Annotated in this window: 18 protein-coding genes and 1 pseudogene; 7 read left to right on the top strand and 12 right to left on the bottom strand. The window is 55.6% G+C overall.

The genetic code is table 11. The features are described from left to right. Nucleotides 1–201: 201 nt before the first annotated feature. From O9Z63_RS14695 to O9Z63_RS14675, 5 genes are all read left to right on the top strand, one after another. Nucleotides 202–813, top strand: a complete 612-nt coding sequence (locus O9Z63_RS14695; RefSeq protein ID WP_270126014.1) for a TnsA endonuclease N-terminal domain-containing protein — start codon at nucleotides 202–204, stop codon at nucleotides 811–813. Next, nucleotides 801–2,708, top strand: coding sequence for a helix-turn-helix domain-containing protein (locus O9Z63_RS14690; protein WP_270126012.1), 1,908 nt, complete (start codon nucleotides 801–803; stop codon nucleotides 2,706–2,708). Before O9Z63_RS14695 ends, O9Z63_RS14690 begins: the two co-directional genes overlap by 13 nt. After that, nucleotides 2,692–3,579 (top strand): TniB family NTP-binding protein, encoded by an 888-nt coding sequence (locus tag O9Z63_RS14685; protein WP_270126011.1) that lies wholly within the window; start codon nucleotides 2,692–2,694, stop codon nucleotides 3,577–3,579. Before O9Z63_RS14690 ends, O9Z63_RS14685 begins: the two co-directional genes overlap by 17 nt. Next, nucleotides 3,579–4,637, top strand: a complete 1,059-nt coding sequence (locus O9Z63_RS14680) for a TniQ family protein (RefSeq protein ID WP_270126010.1) — start codon at nucleotides 3,579–3,581, stop codon at nucleotides 4,635–4,637. Before O9Z63_RS14685 ends, O9Z63_RS14680 begins: the two co-directional genes overlap by 1 nt. Nucleotides 4,638–4,708: 71 nt before the next feature. Next, the gene (locus tag O9Z63_RS14675) at nucleotides 4,709–4,894 is read left to right on the top strand and encodes a hypothetical protein (protein ID WP_270126008.1); all 186 of its coding nucleotides are present in this window, start codon (nucleotides 4,709–4,711) and stop codon (nucleotides 4,892–4,894) included. A 14-nt stretch (nucleotides 4,895–4,908) separates the two neighbouring features. Here O9Z63_RS14675 and O9Z63_RS14670 read toward each other — a convergent pair whose 3' ends face one another. Further along, complete coding sequence (locus O9Z63_RS14670) at nucleotides 4,909–5,256, bottom strand: hypothetical protein (protein WP_270126007.1); 348 nt, start codon at nucleotides 5,254–5,256, stop codon at nucleotides 4,909–4,911. Nucleotides 5,257–5,378: 122 nt separating this feature from the next. Between O9Z63_RS14670 and O9Z63_RS14665 the strand changes: the two genes are divergently transcribed. Beyond that, nucleotides 5,379–5,624, top strand: coding sequence for a helix-turn-helix domain-containing protein (locus tag O9Z63_RS14665; RefSeq protein ID WP_270126006.1), 246 nt, complete (start codon nucleotides 5,379–5,381; stop codon nucleotides 5,622–5,624). 329 nt (nucleotides 5,625–5,953) lie between these two features. Beyond that, on the top strand, nucleotides 5,954–6,970 hold the full coding sequence (locus tag O9Z63_RS14660) for a hypothetical protein (protein ID WP_270126004.1): 1,017 nt from the start codon (nucleotides 5,954–5,956) through the stop codon (nucleotides 6,968–6,970). 381 nt (nucleotides 6,971–7,351) lie between these two features. Here O9Z63_RS14660 and O9Z63_RS14655 read toward each other — a convergent pair whose 3' ends face one another. From O9Z63_RS14655 to O9Z63_RS14605, 11 genes and pseudogenes are all read right to left on the bottom strand, one after another. Beyond that, entirely contained in the window at nucleotides 7,352–8,434 is a 1,083-nt protein-coding gene (locus tag O9Z63_RS14655; protein WP_270126003.1) for a DNA adenine methylase, read from the bottom strand. Beyond that, nucleotides 8,425–9,807, bottom strand: coding sequence for a hypothetical protein (locus O9Z63_RS14650; protein ID WP_270126001.1), 1,383 nt, complete (start codon nucleotides 9,805–9,807; stop codon nucleotides 8,425–8,427). The genes O9Z63_RS14655 and O9Z63_RS14650 overlap by 10 nt, the downstream gene beginning before the upstream one ends. A gap of 29 nt (nucleotides 9,808–9,836) precedes the next feature. After that, nucleotides 9,837–11,603, bottom strand: a complete 1,767-nt coding sequence (locus tag O9Z63_RS14645; protein WP_270126000.1) for a hypothetical protein — start codon at nucleotides 11,601–11,603, stop codon at nucleotides 9,837–9,839. Nucleotides 11,604–11,659: 56 nt separating this feature from the next. Next, complete coding sequence (locus tag O9Z63_RS14640) at nucleotides 11,660–12,298, bottom strand: DUF4145 domain-containing protein (protein ID WP_270125999.1); 639 nt, start codon at nucleotides 12,296–12,298, stop codon at nucleotides 11,660–11,662. Nucleotides 12,299–12,390: 92 nt separating this feature from the next. Then, nucleotides 12,391–14,154, bottom strand: coding sequence for a hypothetical protein (locus O9Z63_RS14635; RefSeq protein ID WP_270125998.1), 1,764 nt, complete (start codon nucleotides 14,152–14,154; stop codon nucleotides 12,391–12,393). Between the two features lie 126 nt (nucleotides 14,155–14,280). Beyond that, nucleotides 14,281–15,378 (bottom strand): annotated as a pseudogene (locus tag O9Z63_RS14630) (YifB family Mg chelatase-like AAA ATPase); the annotation flags it as partial. Between the two features lie 178 nt (nucleotides 15,379–15,556). Continuing rightward, the gene (lpcA, locus tag O9Z63_RS14625; RefSeq protein ID WP_270125997.1) at nucleotides 15,557–16,159 is read right to left on the bottom strand and encodes a D-sedoheptulose 7-phosphate isomerase; all 603 of its coding nucleotides are present in this window, start codon (nucleotides 16,157–16,159) and stop codon (nucleotides 15,557–15,559) included. A gap of 18 nt (nucleotides 16,160–16,177) precedes the next feature. Continuing rightward, nucleotides 16,178–16,588: a hypothetical protein gene (locus O9Z63_RS14620; protein WP_044015868.1), complete on the bottom strand. Its 411-nt coding sequence runs from the start codon at nucleotides 16,586–16,588 to the stop codon at nucleotides 16,178–16,180. Between the two features lie 79 nt (nucleotides 16,589–16,667). Continuing rightward, on the bottom strand, nucleotides 16,668–17,057 hold the full coding sequence (locus O9Z63_RS14615; RefSeq protein ID WP_270125996.1) for a hypothetical protein: 390 nt from the start codon (nucleotides 17,055–17,057) through the stop codon (nucleotides 16,668–16,670). A gap of 15 nt (nucleotides 17,058–17,072) precedes the next feature. Further along, a complete protein-coding gene (locus O9Z63_RS14610; RefSeq protein WP_270125995.1) occupies nucleotides 17,073–17,333 on the bottom strand; it encodes a hypothetical protein in 261 nt (86 codons plus the stop codon). 105 nt (nucleotides 17,334–17,438) lie between these two features. Further along, entirely contained in the window at nucleotides 17,439–19,280 is a 1,842-nt protein-coding gene (locus tag O9Z63_RS14605) for an ABC transporter ATP-binding protein (protein WP_270125994.1), read from the bottom strand. Nucleotides 19,281–19,328: the final 48 nt, after the last annotated feature.

Here is a 19,328-nt window from a genome sequence, read left to right as displayed (position 1 = left end):
AGCTGTGGAATTTCAACTAAACCCGTCCTCCCTATGCTGGATAGAGAGGTGGCGAAAGTAGCTGCATCACTAAGTATGTCGTTCATCAGCCGATTTCATACATGCTGATCTCTTATTTCCTGACCACCATCCCTGATGTCTACTACACGCTTTAACCCGGTTCGCGCTATTCTTCCGTCATCCCGCTCCATTCGCGGTCAGTTGAGCAGCCCCAAAGTCGGCCGCTCACCCCAGTATGAATCTGCGCTGGAACGCGACCTACTGCTACTGCTGGACTTCGACCACGGTGTTGACTTCTTTTGCGAGCAGCCAGTTACTATCGAGTACATGCACGAGGGGGTGGTGCGACACTACACGCCCGACGTGCTAGTGTATTACCGCGAGGATTTGGCCGTGTCCAGCGCGATCCGGCCCACGCTGTATGAGGTAAAGTACCGCGACGAGTTGCGGCAGAACTGGGCTGCCCTGAAGCCCCGGTTTATGGCTGCCCTGCGTTATGCCGACCGGCAAGGCTGGCGGTTTAAGCTGATTACGGAGCGCGAAATCCGCACCGAGTACCTCGCCAACGTGCGCTTCCTGCGGCAATACACTGGCCCCGAGGTACAGATCAGGCAGACGGACCAAGGTTTGTTGATGCGTCTCATGCAGGACATTCAACTGACGACGGCGGAGGAATTATTGCTGATGGCCACCGCCGACCGGACGAAGCGAGCCGAACTGCTGTACACGCTCTGGCATTTGGTGGCCGTGCGCCTGATTCATTGTGATTTGACCGTTGAACTGTCCTTACAAACCGAACTATGGATGTCGTAACGGAATTCTCCTTGCAACTCGGCAGCGAGGTCACGTACCACGGGAAGTCGTACCAGATTCGCCAGTTAACGGGCAACCTAAAAACGGTGGTGCTGGAAGACGCGATTTCGGGACGCTTGCTCCGCGCGCCTATCGCGCACCTGCGACCGCCGTCCCCGGCGGCCGAAGCCGCAACGGTGCCAGCTATTCCCTTAGAACTGGTCTCAGACGAGCAATGGGCCGAGGCCCAGAAGCGGCTGGCCATCATTCAGCCGCTCTTAGCCCGCCGGGGCGATGGGCAACTGGTGCAGGAAGCGGCGCGCCGGCATCGGATCGGTCCGGCAACGCTCTACCGGTGGATGAATCAGTTCGAGGCCACCGGGCAGGTTTCCCAGTTGATTCCGAGCCGTTCCAGTGGGGGCGAAGGCAAAACCCGGCTCTCTGCTGAGGTGGAAGCACTGGTGCGCGCCTCCGTGGAGGAGGTACACCAAACCAAGCAGCGCTTTCCGCTCAAGCGAGTATATCACGATGTGACCGCCCGCTGCCGGCGGCACGGGTTGACCCCGCCGCACGTGGGTACCGTGCGCAACAGGGTATTGGCCATTCGTCAGGAGAAGGCACTTCGCTTCCGGCACGGGCATAAGGCAGCCGACGACCAGTTTCGTCCACACGAAGGAAAATACCCAGGAGCTGACTTTCCCTTGGCGGTCGTACAAATCGACCACACGCCGGGCGACGTCATCCTGGTGGACGACAAAACGCGCACACCGCTGGGCAAGCCCTGGATTACAATGGCTATCGACGTCTACAGCCGCTTGGTGGTCGGCCTCTACATATCTTTTGAGACACCGGGTGCGCTGGGCGTCGGCATGTGTGTCGCCAACAGCCTGCTGCCCAAGGAAGCCTGGCTGCATCGGCTGGACGTGCTAGGCGAGTGGCCCTGCTGGGGTAAGATGCGAAAGATTTACGCCGACAACGGCAAGGAGTTTCGGGGCAACATGCTCAAGCGCGCCTGTGAGGAGTACGGCATTGACCTGGAGTGGCGGCCCGTACGCAAGCCCAACTACGGCGGCCATATTGAGCGGCTGCTGGGCACGTTTGCCAATGAAATTCATGAATTGCCGGGCACGACGTTTTCTAACCCACAGCAGCGGGGCGAGTACCCATCCGCCGACAAGGCAGCCCTTACGCTGGGCGAATTTGAACGGTGGCTGCTGCACCTGATCGTGAATATCTACCACAAACGCGTGCACACTGCGTTAGGCCGAACACCGCTGGAGGTGTTCGAGGACGGCATCTACGAAAAGACCGGCCTGCCGCCTCGCTTCCAGGACGAGCTACGGGTCAAGCTCGACTTTCTGCCCTACTTCGAGCGCACCGTTCAGGAGTACGGGGTCGTGCTGGATTATATCCACTACTATAGCGACGTGCTCCGCCCCTGGGTCCACGCGCTGGAAGGAGATTCCCCAAAGAATAAGCGCAAGCGCAAGTTCATCTTCAAGCGGGACCCGCGCGACATCAGCGTTCTGTTTTTCTACGACCCCGAGGCGAAGGGCTACTTCGAGATTCCGTACCGCGACCTGCTGCGCCCACCTATGACTCTGTGGGAGCACAAGCAGGTGCTGCGACAGTTGGAGAGTGAAGGGGTAACGGCAGTAGACGAGGAAGCGCTCTTCAGTGCGTATGAGAAGCTGCGGGAAATCGAAGCGCAGGCCGTGAGTCAGACCCGGCGCGTGCGTCGTCAGCGCCGGCAGGCTAAGACGGAAAGCAGCCGCGCTAAAAGCATCCGGCAGGAAATGGTCTCGGCCAAGCTGACCCCGGACGGTTCTACCCCTAATGAGCTGGCCCGCTCATTACCGCTGGTTACGGGACCTATTCAACCCTTCGACGAACTAGAATATGAAGCATTTGATTGAGGCGCTGCATCCCGTTGCGCTGAGTGATACTCCCACCCGCATCCAATTTATCCAGTCGAATCGCTGGATAAAGTACCCGGCCGCAGAGCGTATCCTAGAGCGACTGGAGGAACTCCTGGCCCATCCCAAGATTGCCCGGATGCCCAACTTGCTCTTGGTGGGGGAGACGAACAATGGCAAGACCTTGTTGCTCAAAAAATTTTGTCAGTTGCACAAGCCGTACGCTACGCTCGGCGACGAAAAGCTGGTTCGCCCGGTCGTTACGGTGGAAGCCCCGCCCAAGCCTGACGAGAAGCAGTTCTATCGTAAGCTTCTGGACCAGCTCAACGCGCCCTACCGGCAGGCGGACCGGCTGGACCGCATGGAGCGGCAGGTCTTTCACGTTCTGCAGCACCTGGATACCCGGATGCTCATCATTGACGAGATTCAAAACCTGTTGGCGGGCAGCAGCACCAGCCAGCGGGTCTTTCTGAACGTGCTGAAGGGGATGGCTAATGAGCTGCAAATCGTCATTGTGGCGGCGGGTACGATGGAAGCGCGCAACGCCATGAGTGCGGACCCGCAGATGGCGAACCGCTTTGTGCAGAAATTCCTGCCTCGGTGGCACTATACCGAGGAGTATTTGCGCCTGCTGGCCAGCTTCGAGCGGCTGCTGCCCCTGCGCGAGGCGTCGCGCCTGACTGAGCCGGCGTTAGCCGAACGCATCTACGCCATGAGCGAGGGGACGATAGGCGAGATTTCCGCCGTCATTACTACGGCTGCCGTGACAGCCATCCGCGCGGGCAAGGAGCGCATTGATCTGAAGCTACTGGACCAGATTGATTACGTGCTTCCCTCGGAACGCCGCCGCTTTCAAGGCGTTTCGGCCTGATGACACCTATACTCTCACCGGACGCCCTATTGGAGCGGCGCATTCTGCCCTGCACGTTTCATCCGAGCGAGGACGAGTTGCTGTCGAGCTGGTTAGTGCGGCTGGCACAGGCCCATCGGGTGAAAGTGCAGTTGTTTTCCCACTACCTCTGGCCGCAGATCGTGGTGTGGAAGCGGGACATTGATAAGCTCGCCCCGCCCCACATGCTGAACACTCTGGTGGTCCGCACCCTAACGGACCCTCATCGCATTGCCCAGACGATGCTAGCCCCCGCTGTCGAGCGCCTGACCGGAACCCAGTTGCTCCATGTTAAGCGAGGACCCACCAGTTGGTTGATGCCCGTGGGTATTGTACACCGTACACGCCAGGGAAACGGACTGGTGTACTGTCCCGGGTGCCTGCAGCGGGATGGAGCCAACCCCTACTACCGAACCAGTTGGCGACTGGCGTTTTACGTGGTGTGCCCTACATGCGGCGTCTATCTACGAGAGGAATGCCCCGCTTGTGGTGCCCCCGTAAATTTCTTCCGCCTCGACATGGGGCACCAGAACGCCGCTGAACAGCTCCTCTCCACTTGCTATAAGTGTGCCTTTGATCTGAGCCAGGCTCCCATGCAACCGGTTCCTGCCCAAGAGCTGAGCCGGTATTACACATTATACCGCGTCAGTCGGGAAGGATGGAAGGAAGCCGTGCCCTATCCGCACCAGTATTTCCGGGTACTGCGTCAAATAGTCAGGGTACTATCCTGCCCGTTCGGGGAGGCCTTGCGGCTGCAGGTTGACGTACGACTTCGGATGGGCCAACCAGTGACATGGCCCTCGGGTGGAGGAGCCTTCGAGCAACTGCCTATTGCAAGACGTATCTACTTACTGGAGCAGGCCATGTGGCTGCTGGAAGATTGGCCCGCACGGTTCATCCGCGTCATGCACGACAATCAAATAAAGAGCTATACGATACGCAGGGATATGGCCGAGGAAATGCCCTTCTGGTTCAGTAGCGTCCTGGTTGAACATTTCTTCTCGGCCAGGAATAGAAGCTGGAGTCAATTCGAACACTAAAGTGTAACTGAGGCCACCAGAGCGCTGGTTTCAACGTACTGTAATGACACTTTCTCTTTCTCCTTCTGTGCATGAACACTCTTCGTGACGACGAACCCGAGAACGCCGGGCTGATTCAATCCAAGCCGCCGACCAAGAAGGAACTGCGGGAAATATCCCTGTTCATTGCGCAGAGCAAAAAGCAGAATGATACTCGGATGGAGGAGATAGCTTTACCCGCCGCCCAGAAGAAGCGCCTAGTGAAAAAAGTCCGCTAATGCAGCTTTGTTTCTTAGCCTTCATCTGAGGGGACCGGCTGCTGGGCTTCCTTGTATTGGCTAAGATACTGGGCCAACGCTTGGTTAATAATGTAGGTTTTCGACTTTCTCGGGCCTGCGGCCCAATACGTCAGATTGTCGAGGCCCCGCTTGTTATCCTCGCTCAGGTTGGTGGAGAAGGAATAGACGTAGGCAGAGGCCCTACGGCCAGTTTCCAATGCACGCGGGCTTTGCGCGTCGATGACGGGTTCTGATGCCGTAGCCCGGCGAACGATGATTTCTACTTCAAAAAGTTGCTGGCCTTTGTCGGGGCTTAGCACTTTGGTGATGAAGTGCGTGAGAAGAGGTACGTCGTTGTACACGGGTGACAGTAGAAGGAAATAGTGTAGTCGCCTCTGTCGGTGAGGAAGCACAATTTATCTCTTTTTTTGTAGACTACTGACAACAACAGGTGACTATCGACGGCCGATAGCTTGCCGCTCATATGGGCGGCGAACCAATAACGGCATTTGGGCTGAGCATCAAGCAGCTGCGCAAAGCGCGGGGTATGTCCCAAGAGGTACTAGCCGATGAGGCAAAGTTGGACCGCACGTATATCTCCCAACTGGAGACGGGGAGTAAACAACCCTCGCTTACCACCATTTTTCGTTTAGCCGCGGCGATGAGTCTACAACCTTCTGACTTGCTTCGACACGTTGAAGACTACTTAAACACCAATAAGTTGACCTAAAGATTATAAGGATTACAAATACAATAATCGAGGATGAAACTATCATTAGGGGTTATTTGAAAATTGTCAGTAGTAAACTGATTCATGCATGGTAAATCATATGGCTGATATATTGTGATTGTTTACATTAGAAAATTAAGTATTTCTTCAATAAATTGACCTATACTGAATTAGATAAACTATGTTCTTGTTGTATCTCCAATAAATGAGTATGCATCATAAAAGAGAAGAGTTTGCTTAAATACAGGTGAAAAACAAATAATTTATTAATCAATAGAGTATTTGTTTTATCACTTTTTTCCTCAAGTTAAGAAGTGCCAGCATAGAAGATGCCAAGATTTTTAGAAGAAAGAGGATATGGTAGTAAGGAGATAGGGATTGTTGTAGTCCTATTCTTCTTAGGGGTTGCCATGAAAGTATATGCATCGCTCGCCTATGAGTCGTTCGTAGTGGAAAAGCGCATTATCATCAATGGCGTATCAAAAGATAGTATAGACTTTGTGACACCCTATGGACGTACGCTGTTTAATTTAACTGGAGATGCTTGTTTGACACTATGCTTTTCCCTGATCGTTTCGCTTTTTTTTATAAAAGGTATTGAGGATTCATTGGCTGCCAAGAGAGCTGCTCAATTGGATGCAATAAATGCGGAGATAAGAGAGAACGTATTCTCATCCGTGTTCCGCACGCTGGTAGATGAAGAGATATTTGAGATAATTAAGCGGGATATTATCAAGAATGGAATGGTAAGAAAAGATATAAGGTGGACTTATGATTTTGTGGAATTGCCTAACGGAAATATATCCTTGCGCCAGACCGATCGCTATCATCTTTATAATGGTACGGGTGCTGATCGCACTGAGCAAATTATCGCAGTGTGCGATGACGCAAGTGGTGTAGCCTTTTTAAAAGAATTTATTTGCAGGCAAGATGACAAGCCGGTTCTATCTTTTAAATATGATGAACTAGTAGCAGACCCTGATAATCCCAGGCAGAAGACGGCATGCGATGGAAAGGTGGTTGTTACCGAGTCCGGTTCTGGCGGCTCTGAAGTGCTTATAAGCTTTCCGATACTGCGAGGTGGTACTGTTCAGATAAGTCAGGTTTACGAAACTGCTTATAATGTCCTGCCGATAAACGACAGCTTCTTCACCCGTTACCCAGTTGTCAATGCAACCTTGGAAGCAAACTTTCCTGCTGGCTATGACTTTCATGTATTTTCATCCCTTGCTTCCGAGCTAGTACCAGACCCTCTTCTACAAGAAAACAGGAGAAGCTATAGAGCACAAGGAGGTATTTTGCCCAACCAAGGGTTTGTTTTTACGTTGAAAAAGATAACGGCTTAGATCAACAGTTAAGCCATGAAGCCTTATATTTATGTTTCCAAACCACTCATTAACAGGTTTTGACATGAAAAATCAAGCATGGAACATCCGTTTTGGGAATGTCAAGCAAGGGCGTATCGGCTCTCGACAGGGCCGCTTGGGTGCTAAGCAAGGCCGTATCGGCTCCCTTCGCTCAACTCTCCACTAGACCATTGGGGATCTAGTTTAAGAGCTACATCCCATAAGCCGCATACGGTGATCCGTATCGCATGTAATACACGCAAAAAGCCTGCACATGATGTGCAGGCTTTTTGCTTATAAACAGAACAGTAGCTGGTGGTAACAAGCACCTGCTGAAAACGGCTGGAATTGTGTTGCCTTAGCCAAACAGCTTACTTTACCTTAAAACATCAAAGACAGTTGTCGCATCTCTTTACATTCCTTTGATAGCGCGTGCAGTTTCTTGACAGAAATGGCGGAAGGGTCTGTAATTCCTTCAGGTAAAATCAATCCAGGAGAGAAAAACATGATTTCTTTGCCTTTACGGCGAGGTTTAGGAACATGCTCAGTCGGGGAGTCCTCGCCGACTGCTGTTTCTTCAGCGATGGGTTCCTTAAAAATCGCTTCTGACTCGACACTTGGCGTAGCATCTGCTTCAGTATCCTTTTCTTCCTTCGCTACATGGTTTGCAGCACTGTGATACAGGTTGTACTCTATAGAAGTATGACCTGTATATAGTTCCTTGATCTTCTCTATATTATCATATGACACCAACCAGGGTGACTTCAATTTCGCAACATCGTCAGCAACATCAGCGTGCCCATCATGATCATAGGCATTGGTGTAAAGGCCTTGGCCCTTGTCATAATAAGGTGGGTCCAAGTATGTTAGACTGCGCTTGTCCATAGTAGGGACAACGTCTCGAAGGAAAATGCGGGCATCGAGATTTGAAATCTCAATTTGGTCCCTTTGCCTTGCTATTTTTTCAATTCGCTGGATCAGATTGTCCTTATTAAATCGAGCATCTATTTTCCACTTCCCAGTCTGATTCTTACCCCCAATAACCCCGCCTCTGATAATGCCGGAGCGATTAGTGCGGTTGAGATAAAAGGCAGCGAATGCTCTTTCTAATTGGCTATGCTCGTCCTTTTTATTGTCTAGAAACCGGCGCTGTGAGTTCCACTCGTCCATGTCGAGCTTGGCATCGCGAATCTTTTTGGACAGTCCATCAGGGTCATTAAGCACTGTAAACCAAAAGTCATATATATCTTTGTCTATATCATTTATGAAAATTTTGGAGGCGTATTGTCCAAACAGCAGGGAAAGCGCGACACTACAGCCCCCGGCGTAGGGTTCGGCGTAGTGTCCGTCCATCAGGTCGTTTAGCACAAACAGCAGCTTTACGTAGTTCGCTACCTTGAGCTTACCGCCGGGGTAGCGGAGGGGCGACGGGAATGGTTGGACAGGCATGTCGTTCAGGACCAAATAAGGCGTAAAATAGGCTGCAGTGCATCCCATTGCTGCCGTAGATCGGCGGGCAAGGGCGCCGCAACTTGGGTATGCACATAGACGGAAAGAGAGTCTACGTTAGGCAAAAGTACAGAATTCCTATCCGAAATTTTGCGCATATATACGCACTCGTCTTCACCGAGCGAACCATTAGCGCTAAAATATTTAGCAGCAGCCTCCAGCTTTTCGGCCACCGAAGTTGTTGCCTCTATTCGCTCGGTCAGCCGCGCCAAAAAATGGTCTAGGCTTAGCTCTACAAACAAGCGCAACAGCACCGCTCCAGCCGTAGCGTGCGCGGTAATATCCAATTGTTGCAATTCCTGGTAGATATCCTGAATGCGCGGCTGACCGATAGCGAGTTGGCACGAGCTGGGGGCAATGGTGGTTCGCTCATTGATAAGTTTGCGGAACGCGGATTTGGGCGCAACTGGGAGCGGCTCAGGGCAGGCCTTGGAAGCTATTGCGGGGGGAGCTACGAAACGTTCTTTCTGGCCCAGACGGTGAAAGTGGGTGAGAGAGGCAGTAGAGCTGGGCTTCTCGGTCAAAGCTAGGTTGTCGATGTAGCGCTTTCGGTCCGCCTTGCTATCGAGGGTCGTTACGTCCTCCTTTCGGTCGAGTAAGTCCAGAATGATGCGCCGCAGGGGCTTGATAACTTCCTCGTTGGGAAGGTTCGTTACGACTAGGTTGTTGCGGTATTCCAAGCCGAGTTGCTCTTTCACGTAGCTGTCGCCGATCAGGCGCAACAGGGTGCTCATAGGCACTTTGGGCAGGCGCTTTACGTCGGCCGGCGAGAGGTTACCATGCTCGTGCACAAACTGCAGAACCTGCCACTCGCGCGAGGCGACCCCGCGCCAGGCATCGAACCGATGCTTTTCCATGGCGTCCCAGGGATCTTGGCCGATGCCGTTGAGATTGACCGAGTGCCGCCGTGCCACCCACAGCGCACCGTGCTCGCGGCTATCGAATACAGCTAACTCCACTTCCTTAATGGGATCCTTCGCAAAGAGTTCGGCTATTTTTAGCAGGCGCGAAAACCACCGGCCAGAGAGTACACCGTCAGCGAGAGTAGGCTCTTGCAGCAGCTTGAGTGCTACTAGCCGACGGTTACCATCCAGCGAGACATAAGGGAAACGTTGATTGTCGGGTACGATGGCCATAAAGCGTTCAGCCTCGCTCAGGCCGTGTTCGGTGATGTCGGCCGCCAAGTGCACAATTTTCTCGCCCTGCTGCTCGATCATTGCCCGGATGGCTTCGCGCTGGCTTTGCTGGGGTGGGAGCCGTGGGTTGCGCTCGTCCACCCCGATTTTGTGGATGGGGATCGTAACTCTTTGGGCATGTAAACGTGGCATAGATTCAGCTAAACGTTAAATCAGGATTATTATGCTGCGTCCGTTGGGTCTTGCTTTTCGGTTATTCCTTTGATAAGGAAGGTGATAAAAGGAGCAAAATTGCTCCAAAATTCCTGTAGGACGGTAGGGTTGGCGATGAAGAACGGGTTATGAACAAATAGATTAAATTCACTCTGGGTGACCGTGTTCTGCTGCCGGACATAGCCTTGAAAGGCTTCGCGGATGCTGGGGTGAGCGATAAGTTCCGTTGCGTGGTCATTGAAGTACTTCAACATAAATCCCAGAGACGGTTTCCAACGTTCGGGAAGCTCTTCTCTCAACTTTAGAATGCGCTTGATGTCTTCTGGCGTTTCATCAATACCGTGACGGGTCTTGAGGTATCTGATCAGGTTTTCTTCAATCTTCCGGTTGCTCGTAACGTATTCCTGTATTTGGCTCGTGCGCAGCGCCTCGTCTAGCTGGTTTTCCTCCACATACTTGGTTAGCAGCAGTTCCATCAGGGTGCGGAACAGGACGGCAATCGCATTCGGTTTATCGAGGGCAATGGTCTTTAGCTCTCCAAAAATCTCGTCTATCTTAGGAACGGTGGTTTGACAAGAGAATGCCTCGCTAATGAGCGGAGCCGGTGAGGAAGTAGCGGGTGGAGGGGAAGTGGCCTTCCGGGCCTTTTTGGGCTTGGTGGTGGCGGGTGGTGGCACATCATCACCTGCTGCCGGTTGGGCATCAGGCACCGCGCTGGCGGCCGCGTCTTCTTCCTCGCTGTCGTCCTCAAATCGAAAGTCAGTGGTTTCGTCCAAGGACTCTTCCGAGTTATCTTCCGACAGCTTGCCGACATCAATGGCATCCTTATCGGCTGGTCGGGGTACGATGGACGGATCAAAGCGGCCGCCTTCCGCCAAGCCGGAGACGTACCGGACGATATCGGCTTCAGTATTGAGTTCCCGGGAGTTGATGCCTTCTTTGTTGCCCTTGCCGGCCTTTGCCCGTTCCTCTTTGCTGCCTTTGGCCAAATCCTCCAAAATGGCCGCAAACCGCTTGTTGTATTCCTCGGGAGGCAATAAAATTTCAATATCTCCAGCGGCGGTGTACTCAAGGCCTAAAAACTCGATGCCTTGCTTGCTCGAAAGAAAGCGCCATAGCGTAGAAATAGGAAACCGCTCATCGCTATGCACAAAGCGGTACGCACTATCGGATAACCCAGCAACCTGTTTGGCTTCCGCATAGAGCTTGTAGCGAAGGATGGAGCTGAGCACTTTTCCTTTGCTCTGCAGATAGATTTTCGCGATCTCATCGACGGTGGAGCCCCGGGTAATATCGTTGATGTACCACATGTCCTGCTTCATCCCGTCCCACTTCTCTATCTGGCTGCCGCCGGTGTGCCGGTTCTGAATAATGACCCGCGCGTCATCGCGGGAGGGGGCAATAACGCACTTCATCTTTCGCAAAGATTCCGTGTTGAAAGTACTTGCCAGATACTGGATGTGTTCTTGGTACTTATCCGGTGCGAGCTTCGGGTCCAGCAGTACTTTACAGGCGGTTATGCGACGATTGCCCTCAATCACGACGTAGTTTCCGCCTTCTTGCACCACAATCGGCATCTCGTTGACAAAGTAGCCTTTCAACGCAATCGCCCGGGCTAAATACAGTACTTTCTCATAGTCGAACATATACTGGATAATGTTGCGGGGAGAGAGTACGACGGGGTTGCTACGGAGACGTAAGTTTTGCGCGTCCAGTCGTAGACGAGCGGTAACAAATTTGCGCTCTTCCCAGGAGGCATAATCGATGCGAGCCATTGTGCGTTGTTTACAGAGTAAATAGGAAATGAAAAACAGGGAGGTGGGGTAACCAGCTAGTGGCTGGCCCGGATTTTAGCGAGCGCTATTTCCGCTTGGGCAGCAAGGTGTGGCGCGCTGTAAATGTATTCCAGCAGCGCGTAACAGAGCGCCTGGGCAATGGGCAAATCGCTTTCACTCAAATTGCCTAATCCGGCGTGGGCACCGACATTTCTGAGTTGGCGAAGGCCTTTGGCGACATCAACTAGCTTTTCAGGAATCTCGTGTTTGTCGGCTAGGTCCTTCAACATCTCAGCCAAGGTGTTTCCCTGCGCATTTCTGTCCATACACACCAATTCCAATGTTCGGCCGAGGGAAAAAGCGTAGACGTGAGCGTCAATAGTTTTAACTTTTTCGGCAGCTTTTAACGCCCGTAAAATATTGTCCGGCAGGCCAATGGGAATGTTCTTCTCCTGTGGGTAGAGCTGCTCGTAACGGACGACCTCATCGGGCTCCATGCTTTCACTCCAGTAGTAGGAGGCAATGTTTATTTTAAAGCAGGCCGGACACTTCAGAACCGTGTACACCTCGCCATGCTCATCGTAGCCGTGGGTGGCATCGCCGCGCTCTTCGAAGTCCTGTACATTTCCCACGATAGGCATAAAGGAAACATTGCTGCAGTGGCCGCAGGATAGGGTAACAGGGGTTGTTGACATGGGATTGAACAGGGATAAGGAAAGGTGATAAGCGGAGCAGGGCACGCTATTGGCCTTACTCTACCCAGGGGATTACGCCAAGAAAATAGTCGCTACCGCACTCTTGTTCGCGATTTTCTGCCGTCGATGATTTCCCGTAGGTCGCCTTCTATTTTACTAACCAAGCCTTCCACACGTAGGTCGGCCGGGTTGAATCGATGCCACAATTCCAGGTGCTGCTGCATCAAGTTTGTATCCAGGCCTGCTTTGCCAAATAGTTCCGTATGCAGGTGGTTCAGCACCGATGAGTCGAGAGGTTGCAGGGTAGGGGTGTAAAACAGGGCGTACCGGATGGTGCTGGCCCACACCACATAGACGGTTGCCTGAGTGGAGCCCGAGCGCGGTTGCAGGCGTCCGAGCATCACGGCATGGGGGAGGCCGGGCCGGGTACGGTTCAGATAATAGCGCTCCTGAAAAATCGGTGGGTCCTGGTCTAGGTTGAGGTACGCACACGTGTAGGTAGGGAGTACCTGCAAGGCCGTGAATAAATTTCTAACCTGACTATGCGTGTCGGGTATGCCGGCCTCTACCCGTACGCGCCCGGGTCCGGCATCTTTCAGTCCTTGCTCCAACAAGGAGAGCAGTTCGCTTTCCTCTTGGGAGATGCCGACTGTATGATAACGGCCAGTTTGGTCTCTTTTAGGCAGCTTGATCACTGGGGGCTTCTCGCCGAATACGGAAACGGTGTCTACCGAATCCATCAGGCTAGTCGGCTGGTTGGTATTTCCTAACTCGTCCGCCGTAAGCCGGGCCGACGCGGCCGGTTGCGTCTTTGTGCGGGGAGACAGGTTTTCCCGAGCCGCCGCCGGGTTGAGCGGGATCGACTTGCTGCGATGGTCACCCAAAGGGAGGTAGCTGATTTTGTCGAAGGGCATCTTCTCCTGCGTATCATATATCTGGTCTACCAGGAGGTAGGACTTTCCTTGCCAGGAAAATTCTCGGCCACAAGCAGCGAGCATAAACGGCCGGCTCTGGGGAAGGATGGTGCGCAGGGATTTGAACGCGTGCCACCTATCGGGGAGGTTGTCGGGCCGGGCGCTGCTCAACAACAGGCCTTCGCGCACCTTGTCTAGGCAGTCAGCGGCCCAGGGGATGAAAGCGATGCGGGCCAGACACGAAACCTCTGCCTTACTGAGCCCCTCTTTCACTTGCAGAAAAGCAACTCGCTCCCCGTTGCGCACCACCACGAGGGGCTCGCCGGTCGGATGAGCGACTAGTTCGGGAATTCCTTGGCATATGCGCTTCCCTTTTTGTGCTCGGCCGGTAAAGTATGACAAAAGGAGGTCAGGTAACGTATTACCTTGCAGGAAGAAGTAGCGTAGCACTTCGTAACTGGGAATGATAACATTCCGGATTACACTGCTGCCATCAGGAGCGGGCAGGCAGTGAACGGGGGTGTACCCAAACCCGGTAGGAAGCTGCAATTCCCGCATCAGCGTCTGAAACGGTGAACTGCTAACGAGAGCTTGATTATGCTGTTCGTAGGTTAGGCCCAGATGATTGAAGAAGCAAGAGGCAGTTTGCGATAAACACTCCTCTGTAACCGCTGTCTGATAGAGCACGCGTTGTTGTGCCGGATTACTAACTATTACGTGTGCTGTCTTATTCCTAACGAGTAATTTGTTCCCAATTACTGTTCGGTACAGGACGTTGAGCGGAGAAAAGATGTTTTTGACATCACCTCTCGCATTGACGTAGCTCACTACGCAGCTTACGCTGATGCCATTGCCGAATCGGTCTTTGCTGTAGCAGAAATCGTTGACCCACCGACACGTCCATTCGCCGTCGGGTAAATTAATCGTAATAGGTGCTGCCATCGCGACGTGTGGTAAGTATAGTTGTATAGTTTGACGAAGGTCGGTTAAAGAATGTCTAATAGTCGGTGATAACATTTTGGAATTATCACCGACTAATATAGTTTATCATCGACTTTTATATTTGACACACACGCACTCTTTCTCGGGGTGGTTGTAGTAGCCGCAGGGGCAGGGGTTCATGCTCGCAATCAGCATGAAATTGGCCGGGAAGTCGATGCTGACCTTGGCCCGCGAGATGGTCACGCGGCGCTCTTCCAGCGGCTGGCGCATCACTTCCAGCACCGTGCGCTTGAACTCCGGCAGCTCATCCAGAAACAGCACGCCATTGTGGGCCAGCGAGATTTCGCCCGGCTGCGGGTTGCCGCCGCCACCCACCAGCGCCACGTCGGAGATGGTGTGGTGCGGGGCGCGGAAGGGGCGCGTGCCCAGCAGCGAGGCATTGGCGCCCAGCTTGCCGGCCACCGAATGAATCCTGGTGGTTTCGAGGGCTTCCTGAATGGCCAGCGGCGGCAAAATGGTGGGCAGGCGCTTGGCTAGCATGGTTTTGCCCGCGCCGGGCGGCCCGATCATGATGACGTTGTGGCCGCCGGCCGCCGCTATTTCCAGGGCCCGCTTGATGTTTTCCTGGCCCTGCACGTCGGCGAAATCGGCGGCGTACTGGTTGGCATCGAGCTGGAAGGCATCACGCGTGTCCATCACCAGTGGCTCAATGGCCAGCCGGCCCTCGAAAAAGTCGATGGCCTCCTGCATGGTGTCCACCGGAATGATGTCGAGGTTGTTGACGATGGCGGCCTCCCGCGCATTCTCGCGGGGCAGGATGAAGCCTTTGAAGCCCTCCTTGCGGGCCTGAATGGCAATCGGTAGAACGCCCCGAATAGGCCGCAGGGCGCCGTCCAGCGCCATTTCGCCCATTATGATGTACTCGCCCAGTTGCTCGGTGCTGAGCTGCTGCGAGGCGTGCAGGATGCCCAGCGCAATGGGCAGGTCGTAGGCCGAGCCCTCCTTGCGGATATCGGCCGGAGCCATGTTCACGACTACTTTGGTACGCGGCATCCGCAGCCCCCGAAACTTGAGGGCGGCCTCAATGCGCTGCTGGCTTTCCTTGATGGCATTATCGGGCAAACCCACCACGTAGAAATTGGTGCCCTGCGATACAACTACTTCAATGGTAATGGTATAAGCGTTTACTCCCTGCACGGCCGAGCCGAAGGTTTTGGTAAGCATAGGATCCGTCGGTAAACAATAAAGTGGAGTAGCAATATAGCCGAATTCCTACATCCCGGCGCATACAAATTCGCCCGTAGCTTCTATCGGCTCAGCGGGTTAGGCCGGGCCGGGAAGAAGCTACGGGCGGAAGGATACAGCAGCGGCAGCGCCGCCGGAAGCCAGCAGACAGAACGGGCTAGCTGCCCTGTTCGTCCACCAGCTGCTCGATGAGCATAATCATGATGTGAATGGCCTTGATGTGGATTTCCTGCACCCGGTCAGCATAGCCGTGGTGCGGGGCCCGGATTTCTACGTCGCAAAGGGCCGCCAGCTGGCCGCCGTCCTTGCCGGTGAGGCCCACTACCTGCATACCGGCCGCTTTGGCGGCCTCGGCGGCGCGCAGCACGTTGGGCGAGTTACCGCTGGTGCTGATGGCCAGCAGCACGTCGCCGGGGCGGCCCAGGGCCTCCACATAGCGGCTGAAGACGTGGTCGTAGCCGAAGTCGTTGGCTACGCAGCTCATATGCGAGGCCTCCGTCAGGGCAATGGCGCCCAGCGCGGGGCGGTTCTGGCGGTAGCGGCCGGTGAGCTCCTCGGCAAAGTGCTGGGCGTCGCAGAGGCTGCCTCCGTTGCCGCAGCTCAGGATTTTGCCTTTCTGGCGCAGGCTGCCAGCCATGAGGCGGGCGGCCTGCTCGATGGCCGTGAGGTTGGTAGGGTCCGCCAGAAAACGGTCGAGCACGGTGCGGGCTTCGGTCAGCTCCGCCCGGATGAGGTCGGGGAGGGAAACGGGGGTATTCACGGCGCGAAGATAAGCCGGCTACGCCAGCGGCGCCTCGTCGCGGGTGGTGGGGCGGGGGGCGTCGGGCGGCACGGGGGCCGGCACTACGTAGCCCTCGGGATGCACGGTGGTGCCGGTGCGGGGCGCGCCCAGGCCGGGGCTGCGCTGCTCCAGCTGCTGGTCGTAGAGGCGGGCCTTCAGTTCGTTGATTTTGCCTTCGTGGGCGGCCACGTTGCGGCGCAGCAGAGTGCTGTCGAGGTTTTCGGTGATGAGCTGCAGGGTGAGCAGCACGGCGCCCGTCACGAACAGGGCGTAGTAGAAGCCGGCGGCGTTGCTACCGGCCGTCACGGCCATCAGGCCGTCGCGCGAGCCGGGGCTGAGGATGAGCAACAGAGCCAGCAGGACATAAAGCATCACCAGAATGGTGACCAGACGTTTCAGCGCAAGCATGAGGTGGCAGAGCTAGGTGAGTGAACAATGGGCCCGTGTACGCGAAAACGCCGCAGGCGGGTTAAATATAGTGGTTCGCTCATTCTACCAAGCTGTCAGCCTCCGGCCGAAGCGGCACCGAACCGGCCGCTGAGGGCCGGGCGCCGGCAAGCCGTGCCTGCAGCTGCCGTAGCTTCTGGCGCTCAATCGGAAAGAGGCTGTCGGTGGGCTGGCGGCGCAGCGAATCCAGCAGGCGGGTGGCGGCCAGCGTATCGGCGGCCGTCAGCAGCGAGTCGGCTCGGAGCAGGGCAGTGTCGTAGGCCATGCTGGCGGCTATTTTGCGCTGCAGGGCGGCCTCGGTGGCTTGCCGGACGGGCTGCTGCTGCACCTGCCGGAACTTGCGCCACAGCCACGTGCCGCCCTGAGCCAGCAGCAGCAGCACAATCAGGGTGGCTACCCAGCGGCGCGTGTTTTCTGAAGAAGTCGCCATACCGCCGGCCGGGCCTTAGCGCGCCACGGCGGCCGTATCGGCCAAAACGGTGGAATCGGCTACCACGACGGGGGCGGTGCTGGCGGCCTGGCTGGCCCGGATCCGGTCTTCCAGCGCTGCACTCCGCTCGGTGAGCTGCTCCATGCGGGTGGCCGAATCTGTCTGCTGCTCCTGGCGCCAGTACTTGTAACCAAACCGCAGACCAATCATCACCAGGGCCAGCACCCAAAACCATTGCGACTTATACCACGGAACCTGAGGAGTAGGAGTAGCCATTCGTTATCGTTGTTTGTGATTAGTGGTTTGTAATTCGTTTTAATCAAAGCAAACTACGCATTCCTCACTACGAACAACAAAAAACGAATCACGCGCAACAAAAACTTACACCAGCGCTGCGTTGGTGGCCTGCATCTGGCTGAGGCGCTGATAGAGGCCGCCGGGCTGGCGTAGCAACTCGTCGTGGGTGCCGCGCTCGGCAATGCGGCCCTGATGCAGCACAATGATTTCGTCGGCGTGCTGCACGGTGCTCAGCCGGTGGGCAATCACCAGCGAGGTCCGGCTTTGCATGAGGCGCGTCAGGGCTTCCTGCACCAGCTTTTCGCTTTCGGTATCAAGGGCCGAGGTGGCTTCGTCGAGGATGAGGATGGGCGGGTTGCGCAGGATGGCGCGGGCAATGCTCAGGCGCTGCCGCTGCCCGCCCGACAGCCGCCCGCCCCGGTCGCCGATGAGGGTGTGGTAGCCCTCGGGCGTGGCCATGATGAAGTCGTGGGCGTTGGCAATGCGGGCCGCTTCCATCACCTCGGCCTCGGTGGCTTCGGTGTTGAAGCGGATGTTGTTGAGGATGGTGTCGTTGAACAGGATGCTTTCCTGCGTGACAATGCCCATTTGCTCGCGCACGGAGTGGATGGTGCAGTCGCGCACGTCGTGGCCGTCGATGAGGATCTGGCCGCCGGTGGGGTCGTAGAAGCGGGGCAGCAGGTCGGCGAGGGTGCTTTTGCCGGAGCCGCTGGGGCCTACCAGAGCCACGGTTTTGCCTTTCTCAATGGTCAGGTTGATGTCCTGCAGCACCGGCGCGTCGGCGTAGGCAAACTGCAGGTTGCGCAGCTCGATCTGGTGCCTGAACTCGGGCAGCACCTGGGCGTCGGGCTTGTCGCGCAGCACGGGGTCGGTGTCGATGATGGTCAGCACCCGCTCGCCGGCCACCAGCCCGCGCTGGATGTTGCCGAACGACGACGACAGGGCCTTGGCTGGCGTGAGCACCTGCGAGAAGATGACGATGTAGCCGATGAACGTGGCCGCCGACAGGTTGGACTCGCCGCCCAGAATCAGGGTGCCGCCAAAATACAGCAGGCCCGCCACCACCGTGACGCCCGCAAACTCCGAAAACGGCGAAGCCAGGTCGCGGGTGTTGTCGATGTGGCGCGAGGTGCGGGCGTACTGGTCGTTCTGGTCCTCGAACTTGCCCGTGATGTAGGCCTGGGCGTTGAACGCCTTCACGACCCGGATGCCGCCCAGCGTCTCGTCAATCACAGACAGCATGGAGCCGAGCGTGCTTTGGCTGCGCTTGGCCTGCGTGCGCAGGCGCTTCGACAGGCTCGCAATCAGCCCCCCGGAAATGGGCAGCAGTACCAGTGTAAACAGCGTGAGCTTCAGGGAGATGCTGAATAGCACGATGAAGTAGAAGATGATGGTGAGCGGCTCCCGGATTACGCCGGTCAGCGTGTTCACCACCGACGTTTCCACTTCCTGCACATCGGACGTGAAGCGCGACATCAGGTCGCCCTTCCGCTCGCCGTTGAAGTAGCCCAGCGGCAGCTGAATGATGCGGTGGTAGAGGTCGAGGCGCAGGGCGCGGATGACGCGGGCCCGTACCCGGGCAATCAGCCGGAGGCTGAGGTAGCGAAACACGTTGCTGAAAAACACCGAGGCCACCACAAACACGCACACAAACGACAGCGCCCCCAGCTTGCCGCGCTCGGCAATCACCTGCCCGAAATGGTAGTAGAACGTGTCCTTGAAATACTCCGCCGACAGCGAGAAACCCGGCAGCGCGGCGGGCACTGGCGACTTGTCGGTGGTGTCGAACAGCACGTCCAGCAGCGGGATGATGAGCGTGAAGTTGAAGATGCTGAACACAATGGTCAGCACCGTGAGCAGCAGGTAGAGCGGCAGAAAGTCGGCGTAGGGCCGGGCGTATTGCAGAATGCGGAGGTAAGTCTTCATCGGTAGCCACAAAGGTAGCATTGTAGCATAGGCTTTAGCCTGTGCCCC

The organism is Hymenobacter yonginensis (genome assembly GCF_027625995.1).
Lineage (GTDB): Bacteria > Bacteroidota > Bacteroidia > Cytophagales > Hymenobacteraceae > Hymenobacter > Hymenobacter yonginensis.
The sequence above is the reverse complement of the archived record's forward strand: the minus strand, read 5'-3'. Positions and strand labels throughout refer to the sequence as shown.